Annotated in this window: 13 protein-coding genes; 3 read left to right on the top strand and 10 right to left on the bottom strand. The window is 65.2% G+C overall.

Annotated features, from left to right (window positions below; translation table 11 throughout):
- Nucleotides 1–204: 204 nt before the first annotated feature.
- The gene (locus tag JOD97_RS25710; protein WP_209724890.1) at nucleotides 205–903 is read right to left on the bottom strand and encodes a FadR/GntR family transcriptional regulator; all 699 of its coding nucleotides are present in this window, start codon (nucleotides 901–903) and stop codon (nucleotides 205–207) included.
- A gap of 322 nt (nucleotides 904–1,225) precedes the next feature.
- On the opposite strand from JOD97_RS25710, the gene garD reads away from it, so the two are divergent.
- Nucleotides 1,226–2,788, top strand: a complete 1,563-nt coding sequence (gene garD / locus JOD97_RS25705) for a galactarate dehydratase (RefSeq protein WP_209724888.1) — start codon at nucleotides 1,226–1,228, stop codon at nucleotides 2,786–2,788.
- Between the two features lie 58 nt (nucleotides 2,789–2,846).
- The gene (locus JOD97_RS25700) at nucleotides 2,847–3,656 is read left to right on the top strand and encodes an NAD(P)-dependent oxidoreductase (RefSeq protein WP_209724886.1); all 810 of its coding nucleotides are present in this window, start codon (nucleotides 2,847–2,849) and stop codon (nucleotides 3,654–3,656) included.
- Between the two features lie 82 nt (nucleotides 3,657–3,738).
- Here the strand turns inward: JOD97_RS25700 and JOD97_RS25695 are convergent, their stop codons facing one another.
- From JOD97_RS25695 to JOD97_RS25675, 5 genes are all read right to left on the bottom strand, one after another.
- On the bottom strand, nucleotides 3,739–6,072 hold the full coding sequence (locus JOD97_RS25695; protein WP_229264725.1) for a CPBP family intramembrane glutamic endopeptidase: 2,334 nt from the start codon (nucleotides 6,070–6,072) through the stop codon (nucleotides 3,739–3,741).
- A gap of 35 nt (nucleotides 6,073–6,107) precedes the next feature.
- A complete protein-coding gene (locus JOD97_RS25690) occupies nucleotides 6,108–6,848 on the bottom strand; it encodes an ABC transporter ATP-binding protein (protein WP_209724883.1) in 741 nt (246 codons plus the stop codon).
- A gap of 97 nt (nucleotides 6,849–6,945) precedes the next feature.
- Complete coding sequence (gene lepB / locus JOD97_RS25685) at nucleotides 6,946–7,629, bottom strand: signal peptidase I (RefSeq protein WP_209724881.1); 684 nt, start codon at nucleotides 7,627–7,629, stop codon at nucleotides 6,946–6,948.
- A gap of 97 nt (nucleotides 7,630–7,726) precedes the next feature.
- Nucleotides 7,727–9,496: a gamma-glutamyltransferase gene (gene ggt / locus JOD97_RS25680; RefSeq protein WP_209724880.1), complete on the bottom strand. Its 1,770-nt coding sequence runs from the start codon at nucleotides 9,494–9,496 to the stop codon at nucleotides 7,727–7,729.
- A complete protein-coding gene (locus JOD97_RS25675) occupies nucleotides 9,493–10,011 on the bottom strand; it encodes a hypothetical protein (RefSeq protein WP_209724878.1) in 519 nt (172 codons plus the stop codon). Before JOD97_RS25675 ends, ggt begins: the two co-directional genes overlap by 4 nt.
- A 114-nt stretch (nucleotides 10,012–10,125) precedes the next feature.
- Between JOD97_RS25675 and JOD97_RS25670 the strand changes: the two genes are divergently transcribed.
- Complete coding sequence (locus tag JOD97_RS25670) at nucleotides 10,126–10,389, top strand: hypothetical protein (RefSeq protein WP_209724875.1); 264 nt, start codon at nucleotides 10,126–10,128, stop codon at nucleotides 10,387–10,389.
- 156 nt (nucleotides 10,390–10,545) lie between these two features.
- On the opposite strand, the gene rpoH is transcribed toward JOD97_RS25670, so the two are convergent.
- From rpoH to ftsY, 4 genes are all read right to left on the bottom strand, one after another.
- Entirely contained in the window at nucleotides 10,546–11,439 is an 894-nt protein-coding gene (rpoH, locus tag JOD97_RS25665) for an RNA polymerase sigma factor RpoH (RefSeq protein WP_209725370.1), read from the bottom strand.
- A gap of 336 nt (nucleotides 11,440–11,775) precedes the next feature.
- Entirely contained in the window at nucleotides 11,776–12,696 is a 921-nt protein-coding gene (ftsX, locus tag JOD97_RS25660; RefSeq protein WP_209724873.1) for a permease-like cell division protein FtsX, read from the bottom strand.
- The gene (ftsE, locus tag JOD97_RS25655; protein ID WP_209724871.1) at nucleotides 12,693–13,349 is read right to left on the bottom strand and encodes a cell division ATP-binding protein FtsE; all 657 of its coding nucleotides are present in this window, start codon (nucleotides 13,347–13,349) and stop codon (nucleotides 12,693–12,695) included. Before ftsE ends, ftsX begins: the two co-directional genes overlap by 4 nt.
- 22 nt (nucleotides 13,350–13,371) lie before the next feature.
- Complete coding sequence (ftsY, locus tag JOD97_RS25650; RefSeq protein ID WP_209724869.1) at nucleotides 13,372–14,415, bottom strand: signal recognition particle-docking protein FtsY; 1,044 nt, start codon at nucleotides 14,413–14,415, stop codon at nucleotides 13,372–13,374.
- Between the last annotated feature and the right edge of the window lie 88 nt (nucleotides 14,416–14,503).

Here is a 14,503-nt window from a genome sequence, read left to right as displayed (position 1 = left end):
GAATAAAGTTATACGTCCTGCCGCGACAGCATGAGCGTGAGTGGAGCACCTCGCGTACTCCGTGCCGTTGAGACGAGGGTCGCTGTGCGGGCACAGTCCGGGGTCGCAAACGGTCAATAACTTGATTACTTTTTTAGCGGGCGGCGTCATGGCCGCTCCTGCGTGCGTCTACTGCTACTTCGGGTACCGCAATTCCTTATGCCGTCAACCGCGCGAGAAGGTGCGGGTCACGCGTTCCAGGTGCGCGCGCATCGCCTTGCGCGCGGCCGCCGGATCGTGGGCGGCGATCGCCTCCAGGATGCGGCGGTGGTCCTTGAGCGTCTCCTGGCGCAGTTCCTCGGTCTGGAAGTGCTCCTTGAGCTTGTGCCACAGGCGGCCGCGCTGGTCCCACAGGTAGTCCAGCGATCCCACCAGCGCGCTGTTGCCGGTGGCGCGCGCGATGGCGATGTGGAAGTTGCGGTCGGCCTGCTCGTTGCTTGAATAGTTGGAGTGGTTCTGTTCCATCTCGACCACCGCCTTGAGGATGGCGTCGATGGCGCTGTCGGTGGCCACGCGCGCGGCGATGGCGGCGATCTCCGATTCGATCAGGCGGCGCGCGGACAGCACTTCGAACGGACCGGGGCCGGCTTCGGGCAGGTCGGCCGGCGTGGGCCGCTCGCTGACGTAGACGCCGGAGCCGCCGCGCACTTCGATCACGCCGCCCAGCTCCAGCGCGATCAACGCTTCGCGCAGCGAGGCGCGGCTGACACTGAGCTTGGTGGCCAGATCGCGCTCGGACGGCAGGCGCTCGCCGGGGGAGATGTGTTCGTTGCGGATCAGCTCCTGGATGCGGTCGGCCACGAGGCGGTACAAGCGCGTCTCCGGAGTGGTGCCGTCATTGGCAGCTAAAGTTCTCTTCAGCATCTTTTTGTCTCGTCGTGTTATGGTCGTGGCGTTTTTGATATGGCCATCTGGTCAGGCCATTCTAAGGTGGTCTGACCAAAAGGGCAACGTGGACTAGCCAAATTTATTTATAGCTGTCATACTAAATTCGCCAGGTAACCGCTTTCCAACCGTGTTTTCCCGATGAAGAAGCTCAAAAAACACGGTAGAATCAGGGCTGTAGGGTTGTGGCGCCCCGGATACAAACAGAACGCTGGCCGGCCAATAGTCAAAGTGGCCTGACCAATTCAAGATGCCAAAAAACAACGTTAGCCGGGTTAAGACGCCCGGAAAGGAAGCCAGAATGATGCCACCGACTAGCGCAGCGACGCCGCGCTACATCCTCATGCACGACAACGACAACGTCGCCATCGTTGTCAACGATGGCGGCCTGCCCGCCGGCGCCGTGTTCGCCGACGGCCTGACCCTGTTGGAAGCGGTCCCGCAAGGCCACAAGGTCGCGCTGCGCGATGTCGCCAAGGGCGAGGCGGTGATCCGCTACAACGTCACCATCGGCTTCGCCGCCGACGATCTGCCGGCCGGCAGTTGGCTCAACGAGCAGAATGTGCGCATGCCGGACGCGCGCGAGCTGGTCAACCTGCCGATCTCCACCCGCCTGCAGCCGCCGGCCGAACCGCTCGAAGGCTATACCTTCCAGGGCTTCCGCAATCCGGACGGCAGCGTCGGCACGCGCAACATCCTGGCCATCACCACCACCGTGCAATGCGTATCGGGCGTGGTCGAATTCGCGGTCAAGCGCATCAAGGAAGAACTGCTGCCGAAGTATCCCAACGTCGACGACGTGGTGGGGCTGGAGCACACCTACGGCTGCGGCGTGGCGATCGACGCGCCGGGCGCGATGATCCCGATCCGCACGCTGCGCAACATCACGCTCAACCCGAACTTCGGCGGACAGGCGATGGTGGTCAGCCTCGGTTGCGAGAAGCTGCAGCCGACCCGCCTGTTCCCCAAGGGTTCGATCCCGATCCAGAACGGCGGCGGCGCCGAGCCGTCGCTGGTGTGCCTGCAGGACGCGCAGCATGTCGGCTTCATGTCGATGATCGCCTCGATCATGAAACAGGCCGAGGCCAACCTGGTCAACCTGAACAAGCGCCAGCGCGAAACCGTGCCGGCCTCCGAGCTGGTGGTCGGCGTGCAGTGCGGCGGCAGCGACGCCTTCTCCGGCGTGACGGCCAATCCGGCCGTCGGTTTCGCCACCGATCTGCTGGTGCGCGCCGGCGCCACCGTGATGTTCTCCGAGACGACCGAAGTGCGCGACGGCATCGACCAGTTGACCTCGCGCGCGGCGACGCCGGAAGTGGCCGACGCCATGATCCGCGAGATGGCCTGGTACGACAATTACCTGCAACGCGGTGGCGTCGACCGCAGCGCCAACACCACGCCCGGCAACAAGAAGGGCGGCTTGTCGAACATCGTCGAGAAGGCCATGGGCTCGATCGTCAAATCCGGCAGCAGCGCCATTTCCGGCGTGCTGTCGCCGGGCGAGAAGCTGACGCAAAAAGGCTTGATCTACGCGGCCACGCCGGCCAGCGATTTCATTTGCGGCACCTTGCAGCTGGCCGCCGGCATGAACGTCCACATCTTCACCACCGGCCGCGGCACGCCGTACGGCCTGGCCGAAGTCCCGGTGATCAAGGTCGCCACCCGCAACGACCTGGCCAACCGCTGGCACGATCTGATGGACATCAACGCCGGCCGCATCGCCAGCGGCGAGGCTACCATCGCCGATGTCGGCTGGGAGATGTTCCAGCTGGTGCTGGACGTGGCCAGCGGCCGCGAGACCTGGGCCGAGAAGTGGAAGCTGCATAACGCGCTGGTGCTGTTCAACCCGGCGCCAGTGACCTGATATCCGGATCAGCGCTACCATCATCCTTCAATAAAAACCGAACGAGAGACAAATAATAATGAGTAAGCCATTCAAACGATTGCTGCTGACCGGCGCCGCCGGCGGCCTGGGTAAAGTTCTGCGCGACCGCATCAAGCCCTGGGCCGACGTGGTGGTGTTGTCCGATATCGCCGACATGGGCGAGGCGCGCGAGGGCGAGGAGATCATCCAGTGCGACCTGGCCGACAAGGCCGCGGTCATGAAGCTGCTCGAGGGCGTGGAGGCGGTGCTGCACTTCGGCGGCATCTCGACCGAGAACACGTTTGAAAACATCATGCAGGCCAACATCCTCGGCACCTACAACCTGTACGAGGCGGCGCACAAGCACGGCACCAGGCGGATCATCTTCGCCAGCTCCAACCACACCATCGGTTACTACAAGTGGACCGACTACATCGACGCCGACAGCCCGACCCGCCCGGACAGCTTCTACGGCGTGAGCAAGTGCTTCGGCGAGTCGCTGTCGCGCTACTACTACGACCGCACCGGCCTCGAAACCGTTTGTCTGCGTATCGGTTCGTCGTTCCCGGAGCCGGCCAATCCGCGCATGCTGGTGACCTGGTTGAGCTACGACGATCTGGAAGAGGCGCTGCGCTGCTCGCTGTTCACGCCGCGCGTGGGCCATACGATTTTGTTCGGCGCTTCGGCCAACCCGGCCAGCTGGTGGGACAACAGCAAGGCCGCACATCTGGGCTATGTGCCGAAGGATAGTTCGGTGCAGTTCGCAGACAAGTTCCCGGACACCGGCGTTTATCCGCCGGCCGATGATCTGGCGACGATCTACCAGGGCGGCGGGTTTGCCGCCGTCGGTCCGCGCTACAAGGACTGAGGCGGCGCGTAGATGGCGGATTACGGCTTCGCCTAATCCGCCCTACGTGTTTCCGTAGTTTCTCGTAGTTTCTCGTAGTTTCTTATACTTGCGTGGAGAGGATCGCGGCATTGTACACCGCGTGCACCAGCATCGGCGCCAGCAGCGTCTTGTTGCGCTCATAGATCCACGCGGTGCACACCCCCACCACGAATACCGCCGGCATCGACAGCGCCGGATGCACCACCGCGAAGATGGCGGCGCTGACCGCGATCGCCTGCCACGCCGGCATCGAACGACGCAGGCCGCCGAAGATCAAACCACGGAAGATGAACTCTTCGCACAGCGGCGCTGCCAGCACCGCCAGCGCGAACAGCCACAGGCGCGCATGCTCCCCCGTGGCCACTGGCGGCAGCTGCGCCCCGAGTGGGGAGTGCTTGACCGCGTACAGGTAGCCGAAACCGGCGACGCAGGCGACGGCGATGCCGATGGCGGCGTCACGCAGCGATGGCCCCAGCCGCACGCCGCGCAGTATCACCGGCACGTTGGTGGTCTTGCTGCGCCAGTAAATCAAACGCATCAGGCCATACACCACCAGGCCGGAGATGCCGAAGGCGAGTGTGATGACGTGCAGGCCGGGCGCCTTGATGTCGTCGGCGAGGATCAGCACCAGGACGGTCTGCAGGATGAAGAAGGCCGTGGCGGCCATCAAGCCGTCCGACGCCGATACGCGCGGCGCCGGCGCGGCGGCGGGATCGAGCAGGTAGGGCAGGGCGTCGCGCGCCTTCTGCCACAGCGCGAACGCCAGCGCGGCGATCAACACCATGACCACCACTTTCTGCGACCATAGCTCGTTGTAGATCGACCAGGTGTAAAAGCCCGCCAGCATCAGGTACAGGTAGGCGTAGGTCGGCCGTATGCCGGTGCGCATCTCTACCGCCGTCGAGTCGAACGCGAAGACGCCAAGCGAGACGGCGATCATCGAGAAGATTGGAATGCCGGCGATCACCGTCAGCGTCAGCACCAGCAGCCGCCAGTCCAGCACCGCCGTGTGCATCGCGGTGAAGGCCAGCACCATCAACGGATAGATCAGCGCCAGCGTGCCCCAAAGCTTGGCCTTTTCGCGCAGGATGCTCTCGATCGAACGCGGGACGGTGTACAGCAGCCACAGAGCGTGGCCTTCGGTGTTCAGGTTCTGGAAGGCCGACAGCATCAGCACATACGAGCCGATGCCGAAGGCCGCGGCGGCGGCCACCGTGTGATGCGCGCCCAGTTCGCCGATGCTGCCGAGCTTACCGTTGAACAGCAGCTGGCTGCCGACGATGACGACCGGTAGCAGCAGCGTTTGCACCAGGAAGTTGCGGTCGCGCCCCAGCAGCCGCAATTCGCGCCGCTGCAGCGTGGACAGCAGCCTGTCGAACAGCGCGAAGGGCACCGCCTTGCTGTCTTTGCGATCGTGTTTGCCGCTATCCTTGCCGCGCGTGCTTTCGCGCGAACTGGAACCGACCACGCCATTGCGCAGCTGGTAGCGCATCAACGCCACGCCGCCCCACAGCAGCGCGGCGATTTGCGCCAGCAGCAGCGCGGCGACAGGCGCGAACTGCGCCAGGCTTTGCGCCTGTATCGCCTGTAGCACCAATCCCGGCGGCGCCCACAGCGCCCAGGACGGGAAGGCGCGCGCCCACGCCATCGGGAAGCTGTCGGCCGCCGGCATGCCGAGCGCCATGACCAGGTACATCAGCGGCATGTTGAACAGCGAGATGACCGCCTGCAGATTGCGCAGCTGCGACGCCGGGAGCCACATGCGCAGACCGGTGTCGGCGAGCGTCTGCAGCAGCGCCGCCAGCGGCAGCAGCAATGCCGCCGCCAGCAGCGCGACCGGCGGCGCCATCCAGCGCAAGCCCGAATACCAGGCGACCATCGCGAGCGGCGCGACCAGCGCGAACATGCCGCTGATGTTGCTGGCGCTGCGCTCCAGCAGCCTGCCCCACATCAGGGTCGAGCGCTTGACCGGCATTGTCACCAGCCATTCCAGGTCCCAGTCGGGTTGCGCCAGTTCCTTGCCGCCCAGCGGCAGCAGCACGGCCAGCACGAAGAGGATACTCAACTCCATCGTCAGCCCGTTGAGCAGCGCCGGATCGAATGGCGCCGCGTGCAGTTCGACCGCCGCCCGCTCGAGGTTCACTTGCCGCTCGCCGTGCTGGTCGTCGTTCCGGCACGTGCTGGTTTCGACCAGCCCGCACTGCAGGTTGACGATCACCGTGCGCGCCAGGCTGCCGAACGAGAATGCGAACACCGTCGCGACCAGCAGCGTCATGATCCAGCTGTTGCCGCGCTTGACGGCGATGCCGTCGCGCGGCTTCTTCTTTTTGAAGCGTTTGAACAGGCCGTTGGCCATGATCTGGTTGGCCTGGCGCGTCAGGCGCATTTTCGCCATCAGCCACATTGCGCGCGCCGGTGTCGCCTGGGGCATCATTGCGGAATCTCGGCGCCGGCTTCGTCGGTGATCTTCAGGAACACGTCTTCGAGCGAGCCGCTGGTGGCGGCCTTGGCGCGGATCTCGTCAAGCGTGCCGGTGGCGGCCAGCTCGCCGCGATGGATGATGCCGACCCGGTCGCACAGCTTCTCGGCCATGTCCAGCAGGTGGGTGGAGACGAAGATGGTGACGCCTTGCGCGGCCGCCGCCAGCAGGCGCTCCTGCACTTCGCGCGACGCACGCGGATCGAGGCCGTTGATCGGTTCGTCGAGGATCAGCACCGCCGGCTCGTGGATCAGCGCGCAGGCCAGGCCGAGGCGCTTCTTCATGCCCAGCGAGTAGTTGACGGCGTAGTCCTCGCCGGCTTCCCGCAGGCCGAATTCGTCGATCAGGCGCGCGCCCCGTTCGGCCGCCTCGGCGCGCGAGTAGCCGTGCATCTCGCCGACGAATTGCAGGATCTCGCGTCCGCGCAGGTAGTCGTAGAAGATCGGCGTGTCGGGCAGGTAGCCGACGCGCCGTTTGACTTCGGTGGCCTCGGCCTGGCAATCGAGGCCGTCGATGAGCACCTTGCCCTCGCTCGGCACCAGGATGCCCATCATCATGCGGATGGTGGTGGTCTTGCCGGCGCCGTTGGGGCCGAGGAAGCCGAATACCTCGCCACGGCGGACCGTCATCGACAGCGGTTTGACGGCGTCGAAGCCGCCGTAGGTCTTGGACAGGCCCTGGAAGTCGATCATGGTTTTTTACGGCCACGCCGGGCCGCCGATGTTGAGGAATTGATATCCATCATAACATCGGCGGCGACGCCGCAGATAGCCCGCCGGTGTCGACGGCCTAAGGCGCTTGGTACAGGCTCATGCCGAAGCGTTCGGTGCGCGGCAGCCAGTTGCCCTTGATGTCGGCCGAGGCCAGCACGCGCTCGGCGCGGCCGATCAGCAGCGCGCGCGGCACCAGGCCGATGTAGCGCGAGTCCTCGCTGTTGTCGCGGTTGTCGCCCAACATCATGTACTGGCCGGCCGGCACGGTGACGGGGGCGAAATCGCGGCGCGCCGTCACTTGCGGCAGCAGCTGGATCGCGTGGTCGCGGCTGTCGCGGCCCAGCGATTCGCCCAGCCGCACGGCGTCGATGGCGCCGATGCCGGAGATGGTTTCGGTGGCCTGGCCGATCGGCGCGTAGTCGGCCGGCTGGCCGTTGATGACCAGCCGCTCGTTGCGCATCTCGACGCGGTCGCCGGGCAGGGCGATGACGCGCTTGATCAGCCGCGTGCCGTCCTTGGGCGAGGAGAAGGTGACGATGTCGCCGCGCCGCGGTTCGCCGGTGGCGCCGAGCACGATGTCGGTCAGCGGCACCTTGACGTTGTAGGCGAGGCGGTTGACGAAGACGACGTCGCCCTCGAGCAGGTTGGGGTGCATCGAGGCCGACGGGATCGGGTTCCAGTCCGCGACGGCGGTGCGGAAGATCCCGAACAGCATCAGGAACATCAGAAAGCCTTTATTTGCGCGCAGCCATTTGTTCATCACGTCTCCGGTTTGTGTGGGGTGGGGGTGACGTCATCTTGTGGTTAAAAACTTAATCGCGGCTTAGTTGGAGGCTTACGCGTTGCGTGGTTCCGTGTTAATGCGCGCTTTTCTGCACCAGCGCGCTGCCGGCGCCGTGGCGGCGCGCTTCGCTGACGGCGGTGACCGTGCCGTCCGGATTGAACACCAGCGCGTTGGCGGCGCCGATCTCCTCCGGCGCGTCGCCCCAGCGTTGGCCGTTCTTTTCCAGCGCCGCCGCCTGCGCGCCACCCGCGAAGCCGGGCTCGACATCGGTGGCGTCGCCGTTGCGCTCGGACATGCGCGGCGCGTTCAGCGCGTCGGGCATCGTCATGCCGAGGTCGACATGGTTGACGATCGTTTGCAGCACGGTGGTGATGATGGTCGCGCCGCCCGGACTGCCGATCGAGAACGCCGGCTTGCCGTCCCTGAACGCCAACGTCGGCGACATGCTGCTGCGCGGCCGCTTGCCCGCCTCCGGCACGTTCGGACGCGGACCGGAGAAGTCGAAATCGGTCATCTCGTTATTCAGCAGGAAGCCGTAGCCCGGCACCACGATGCCGCTGCCGCCCCAGTCCTCGATCGTGTACGTGTAGGCGACGATATTGCCGTCTTTGTCCGACACCGTCAGATGGGTCGTATGCGCGCCCTCGATCAGCATCCTGGTGGCGGCGCTGGCGGGCCGCAGCGGCACGCTCTGGTCGGCCTGGAAGGCGTACGGATCGCCCGCCGCCGCCGGCCTGCGCGCCTGCGCCACGTCGATCCGCTGGCGGCGCTGCGCCGCGTAGTCCTTGCTCAGCAAGCCGGCGACCGGCGCGTCGACGTATTCCGGGTCGGCCAGATAGGCGTTGCGGTCGGCGAAGGCCAGGCGGCTGGCTTCCAGGTACAGGTGCTCGGCCTGCGCGCGCGGCATCGCCTTGAGGTCGTAGCCTTCGAGGATGTTGAGCGCTTCGGCGATGGCGATGCCGCCCGAACCGGGCAGCGGCATGCCGTAGATGTCGTAGCCGCGATAGGTGCTGTGCACCGGTTGACGCAGCCGCGCTTCGTAGTTGGCCAGATCGGCCAGGGACATGTCGCCGCCGCGCACCCGCACGCCCGGCGCGGTGGCGGGGTGGTTGACCGCGTCGACCACCGCGCGCGCCATTTTGCCCGAGTAGAAGGCCTTGACGCCGCCGGCCGACAGCTCGCGATAGGCCTTGGCCAGGTCGGGATTGCGCAAGGTGCTGCCGGCGGCCACCGCGTCGCCGTTTTTCAGGTACAGCGCAGCGGTGGCGGGGAACATGCCGAACTTGTTTTTGTTCTTGCTCACCAGGTGCGAGAAATTATCGTTGACCACGAAGCCGTTGCTGGCCACGGCGATGGCCGGCGCCAGCACCTGCTTGAACGACATCGAGCCGTAGCGGTCCAGCGCTTCGTGCCAGCCGCGCACCGTGCCCGGCACGCCGACCGACATGCCGCTGTCGCGCACCGTCTCGAACGTCATGGGCGCGCCGTTTTCTTGGAACACGGTCGGCGTGAAGCTGGCCGGCGCCGTTTCGCGGTGGTCGATGGTGATGACGCGTTTGTCCTTGGCCAGGTAGATCACCATGAAGCCGCCGCCGCCGATGCCGCAGCTGAACGGATCGGTCACGCCCAAGGTGGCGGCGGCCGCGACGGCGGCGTCGATGGCGTTGCCGCCCTGGTTGAGGATGGCCAGCGCGGCTTTCGAGGCCGGCTCGCTGATCGTCGCGACGGCGCCGCCGGTGCCGGTGGCGACCGGGGTTTTGGCCCAGGCCGCGGACGGCAGGACCAGCGTGACAATAATGGAGGAAACGAGGACGGTGCGGACGGGACGGGAGTGTGGTGTCATGAGGGGCGCGGTGTCGGGTCGGAGGGGCGAGAATTACTAACCCTCAAGCTTACCCGATAATCCGGCGCCGGTTCATTTTTGGCCGGCACAGCCTGCGGCTCGACGCCGGCCAGGGTGAAGGTCAGGCCGTCCTGGGTCACGCTGGTCTTGCCGTCGGGCATGCTGTCCGACAGCACGAAGTTGCTGGTGGTGCCGTCCGGTTTGGTGAGCGTGAAGCTGTAGCTGATGTAGCCGGCCCAGACGCACACCGCGCCGACGCGGCAGCGGCTGTCGTTGACGCGCTCGAGCTTGACGGTGGGCGCGGTGGCGCCGCCGGCGATGCCCGGCGCGGCGGCCGGGGCGATGACGGCGCTGGCGCCTTGCTGCAGCACGTAGGTGGCGCTGAACGGTTTGTTGGCGGTGGCGCCGTCCGTGGCGCGGCTGATGCCGGAGGCGGCGCCGCAGGCGTACAGCATGGCCATGACGGCGGTGAGCAGGGGCAGGACGATCAGCTGCCGCAATATTGTCTTCTTCATGTGCGACCTCTTGATTGCAAAGTGGCGGTTAGCTTAGCAAAAGTATCATTTTGGCGGCGCACGAACCGCTAGCGGCGTAGAATGCCTGCTCTGAATTATTTTAGGATTAAAGACATGAAAAAGACCGACCTGGCGAAGAGCGATGCCAAAAAACTGATGGGAAAAATGGCCGGGCCGGGGGCGGCGACCTTCGGCAAAGTGGCCGAGGTGGTCGACAAGCGCGAGCAGCGCCGGCGCGACCAGGCGGCCGGGTTGGTGCCGTTCGCGGTGAAGTTGAATGGCGAGCTGGTGGCGCGCTTGAACGCGCAGGCCACGGAGCGCGGCGTTGAGATGAATCAGTTGGTGGCGGAGTTGCTCGTCAAGGGGCTGGCGGCGTAGGCCGATGGCGGCGCTTGGCGGATTACGGCGTGCCGCCTAATCCGCCCTACGTGGTTCCCTGGCTCGGTCGGTCCGTGGTGGATGGTCGTTCCAAGTAAAAATGCCGCGCGGCTTGCACACCGGGCGGCATTTTTTTGCTCAGACTGCCACGTGGTTTTACACGTAGGCGGCCAGCGAGCCTTTCATTTTCTTCAGCGCGGCCGATTCGATCTGGCGGATGCGCTCGGCCGATACGCCGAACTCGTCGGCCAGCGTGTGCAAGGTGGCGCCGGAGCCGTCATCGTTGGCCAGCCAGCGCGCTTCGACGATGCGGCGCGAACGCGCGTCCAGCTTGCCCAGCGCCTGCTCCAAACCTTCCGATTGCAGGCGCGTGACCTGTTCCGCTTCTAGCACGCGGGTCGGCTCGCTCTGCTCGGACGACAGGTAGGCGATCGGCGCGAACTTGTCGTCCTCGTCGTCGTTGGGCGATTCCAGCGCGATGTCGCGGCCGCTCAGACGGGTTTCCATCTCGATCACTTCCTCGCGTTTGACGTCGAGGATCTTGGCCAGGTTGTCGATCTGCGCCGGGGTCATCGCGTCCAGGCCGGTCTTGTGGCTGCGCAGGTTGAAGAACAGCTTGCGCTGCGCCTTCGTCGTCGCCACTTTGACCAGACGCCAGTTTTTCAGGATGTACTCGTGCATCTCGGCCTTGATCCAGTGCATCGCGTACGACACCAGGCGCACGCCCTGGTCCGGGTCGAAGCGCTTGACGGCTTTCATCAGGCCGATGTTGCCTTCCTGGATCAGGTCGGCGTGCGGCAGGCCGTAGCCCAGATAGCCGCGCGCGATCGACACCACCAGGCGCAGGTGCGACAGCACCAGCTCCTGCGCGGCGCCCAGGTCGTTGTTTTCCTTGAGGCGCTTGGCCAGCGAGACTTCATCGTCGTGCGTCAGCATCGGCAGGCGATTGACGGCGGAAATATAGGCGTCCAGGTTCCCCAGGTTGCCAGTGAACCCGAGTCCTAAAGCGCCCTTGTTGGTGGGGACCAACGCGGCAGGTGCGGACATCATAGTCATTTTCATTCCTTCGCTCGAAGATTGCTAAGTCTCAATGTGCCTTGAAGGGCCACAGGACGGAAAATATTGCCTTATTGCCAATTCTTCAGAGTGTTGTTAACTCTGCAGTTTTCATATATTAGCACTCTCCTGGGTTGAGTGCCAATCACCTTATTTTTATGGGCCTCATAGTAAAAACACTATCGGCTTTGTACGAATAATGGCTTTTGATAAATCAAGCATGCACGATGGAGCTTAGGCCTGACTTAATAAGGAAAACGTGGGATGGTGTGATCGTAGGCCGGTGCGGCGGCCGTTTCCGTGCGGGAGCGCACGGAAAGGCGGAGGGAATTAATTCAGGCGGGACAGGTGGCGCTGCACCGACAGCACGGCGGCGATCAGCCCTAAGCCGGCCGACAGCGCCAGCAGGCCGGCCATCGCCAGCGGCTGCAGCGGCGTCAGCTGGAATTCGGACGCGTACAGGCGGGCGAATTCGGCGATCGCGGTGTTCAGCGGGCGCAGCGCCAGCGATACCACGCCCAGCGCCAGTCCGCCGGCGCACAGGCCCAGCAGGGCGCCCGTGTAATAGAAGGGGCGGTGGATGAAGCTGTCGGTCGCGCCGATCAGCTTGGACACGAGGATTTCCTCGCGCTGCGTCATGACCTGCAGGCGGATGGTGTTGAAGATGACGGCCACCACCACGGTGCCGAGGGTGACCGCCAGCAACAGCAGCCCCAGGTGCAGGATGTTGAGCAGCGCGGCCAGCCGCTTGACCCAGGCCGAATCGACCTGCACCGTGTCGACGCCGGGCAGGGCGCGGATCTGTTCGGCCAATTGGTCGACGTCGCCACCGGACTGGGCCAGGCGGAAGGCGTCGAGCTTGAGCACATAGCTGTCGGGCAGGGGATTTTCGCCCAGGGTGGTCAGCACGTCGGCCAGGCCGCTTTTTTCCTTCATGCTGTCGAGCGCTTTTTCGCGCGACGTGAAAATGATCTTGGCCTGTTTGTCCGGCAAGGTCTGGCGCAGTTGCACGGCCAGCCCCTCGGCCTGCTCGCGCGGCGTGTCCTGCTTGAGGAACACGCTGATTTCCGGATCGACCGACAGCTGCTCGGACATGGGCCGCACGTTGTCGAGCAGGGTGACGCCGGTGAACGGCAGCGCCAGCGCGATCGCCACGACGATGATGTTGAACAGGAAACTGCCGGGCGCGCGGCGCAGATGGCCCAGCGCGGCGGCCAGCGCGTAGCGGTGTTGGCGGAACCAGTGCGTCATGCCGCCACCTCCAGCCGACCCTGGTTGAGGTGGATGACGCGCGCGGCCGCGTCGAGCATTTGCTCGTCGTGGCTGGAGATGACGCAGGTCACGCCGACCGAGTGGAAGGCCTTGAGCGCGTCGAGCACCTTGTTGGCGCTGGCGCGGTCGAGGTTGGCGGTCGGCTCGTCGGCCAGGATCACCTGCGGCCGGTTGACGATGGCGCGCGCGATCGACACGCGCTGCTGCTCGCCGCCGGACAGGGCCAGCGGATGCGCGCTGGCGCGGTCGGCCAGGCCAACCTTGTCGAGCGCGGCGCGGGCGCGCTGCTCGGCATGGTGGTGCGAGGCGCCCGTCACCAGCAGCGGCAACATGACGTTGGCGAGGATGGTGCGGTCGTTGAGCAGGCGTTGTTGCTGGAAGATCAGGCCGAGGTTGCGGCGCAGAAATGGCACGGCGGCCGGCTTGATGCGGGCGATGTCCTGGCCGTTGACGATGACGTGGCCGGCGCTGGGGCGTTCGATGGCGGCGATCATCTTCAACAGCGTGGATTTGCCGGCGCCCGAGGGGCCGGCCAGGAACACCAGTTCGCCTTTTTCCACCGTCAGCGAGATGTCGCGCAGCGCCATCGCGTCGGGGGAGTATTGTTTCGAGACGTTCCGGAATTCGATCATGTAGGTAGTGTTATCCGAGCAATTATGGGAGCAAAGCGTCGACAAATTCGGCAGCCACGAAGGGCTGCAGGTCTTCAATTTTTTCGCCGATGCCGATGAAATACACGGGCACCGGACGCACGCGGGCGATCGCCGCCAGCACGCCGCCCTTGGCGGTGCCGTCCAGTTTGGTGATCACCAGGCCGGTCAGCTTGAGGGCGTCGTCGAAGGCTTTGACCTGCGCCAGCGCATTTTGCCCGGTATTGCCGTCGATAACCAGCAGCGTTTCGTGCGGTGCGCCCTCCATGCCCTTGCCGATGACGCGCTGGACCTTCTTCAACTCCTCCATCAGGTGCAGCTGGGTCGGCAGGCGGCCGGCCGTGTCGATCATCACCACGTCCAGCCCGCGCGCCTTGCCGGACTGCACGGCGTCAAACGACACGGCCGCCGGGTCGCCGGAGGCCTGCGAGATGACGGTGATGTTGTTGCGCTGGCCCCAGACCATCAATTGCTCGCGGGCGGCGGCGCGGAAGGTGTCGCCGGCGGCCAGCAGCACCGACTGGCCGTTCGACTGCATGTGCTTGGCGAGCTTGCCGATGGTGGTGGTCTTGCCGGCGCCGTTGACGCCGGCGATCATCATCACCATCGGTTGATGGCGGCCCAGCTCGAACGGGCGCTGGAGCGGAGTCAGCAGTTCGATCATCAGCTGCTTGAGCGCGGCCTTGACGGCGGCGGCGTCGAGCAACTTCTCGTCCTTGACCTTTTGCCGCAGCGCGTCGAGCAGGTATCCGGTGGCGTCGACGCCGGCATCGGACATCAGCAGCGCCGCCTCGAGCTCGTCGTACAGGTCCTCGTCGATCTTGGCGCCGACAAACAGCAGCGACAGGTTGTTCGAGGTTTTGGACAGGCCGGCCTTCAGGCGCGTCATCCACGATTGCTTCTGCGCCGGCTCCTCGATCGGCATCAGCGGCGCGGGAACGGGCGCGTCGGCGGTGGCAGTGGTGACGGCGGCGGCGGGCGCCGGCGCGGGGATCTGGACCTCTGGCGCCTCGGGGGCGACAGGTTTTTTCTTGAAGAAACTAAACATGGATATGTGGTTGGGGGCGCTTCAAGCTGATGCCCGGCAGCGCCGGACACGGGGAAAATGCGGCTATTTTACCAGAGCGCGGCCGGGC

Source organism: Duganella sp. 1411, from assembly GCF_017833525.1.
Classification (GTDB): domain Bacteria; phylum Pseudomonadota; class Gammaproteobacteria; order Burkholderiales; family Burkholderiaceae_D; genus Rugamonas.
The sequence above is the reverse complement of the archived record's forward strand: the minus strand, read 5'-3'. Positions and strand labels throughout refer to the sequence as shown.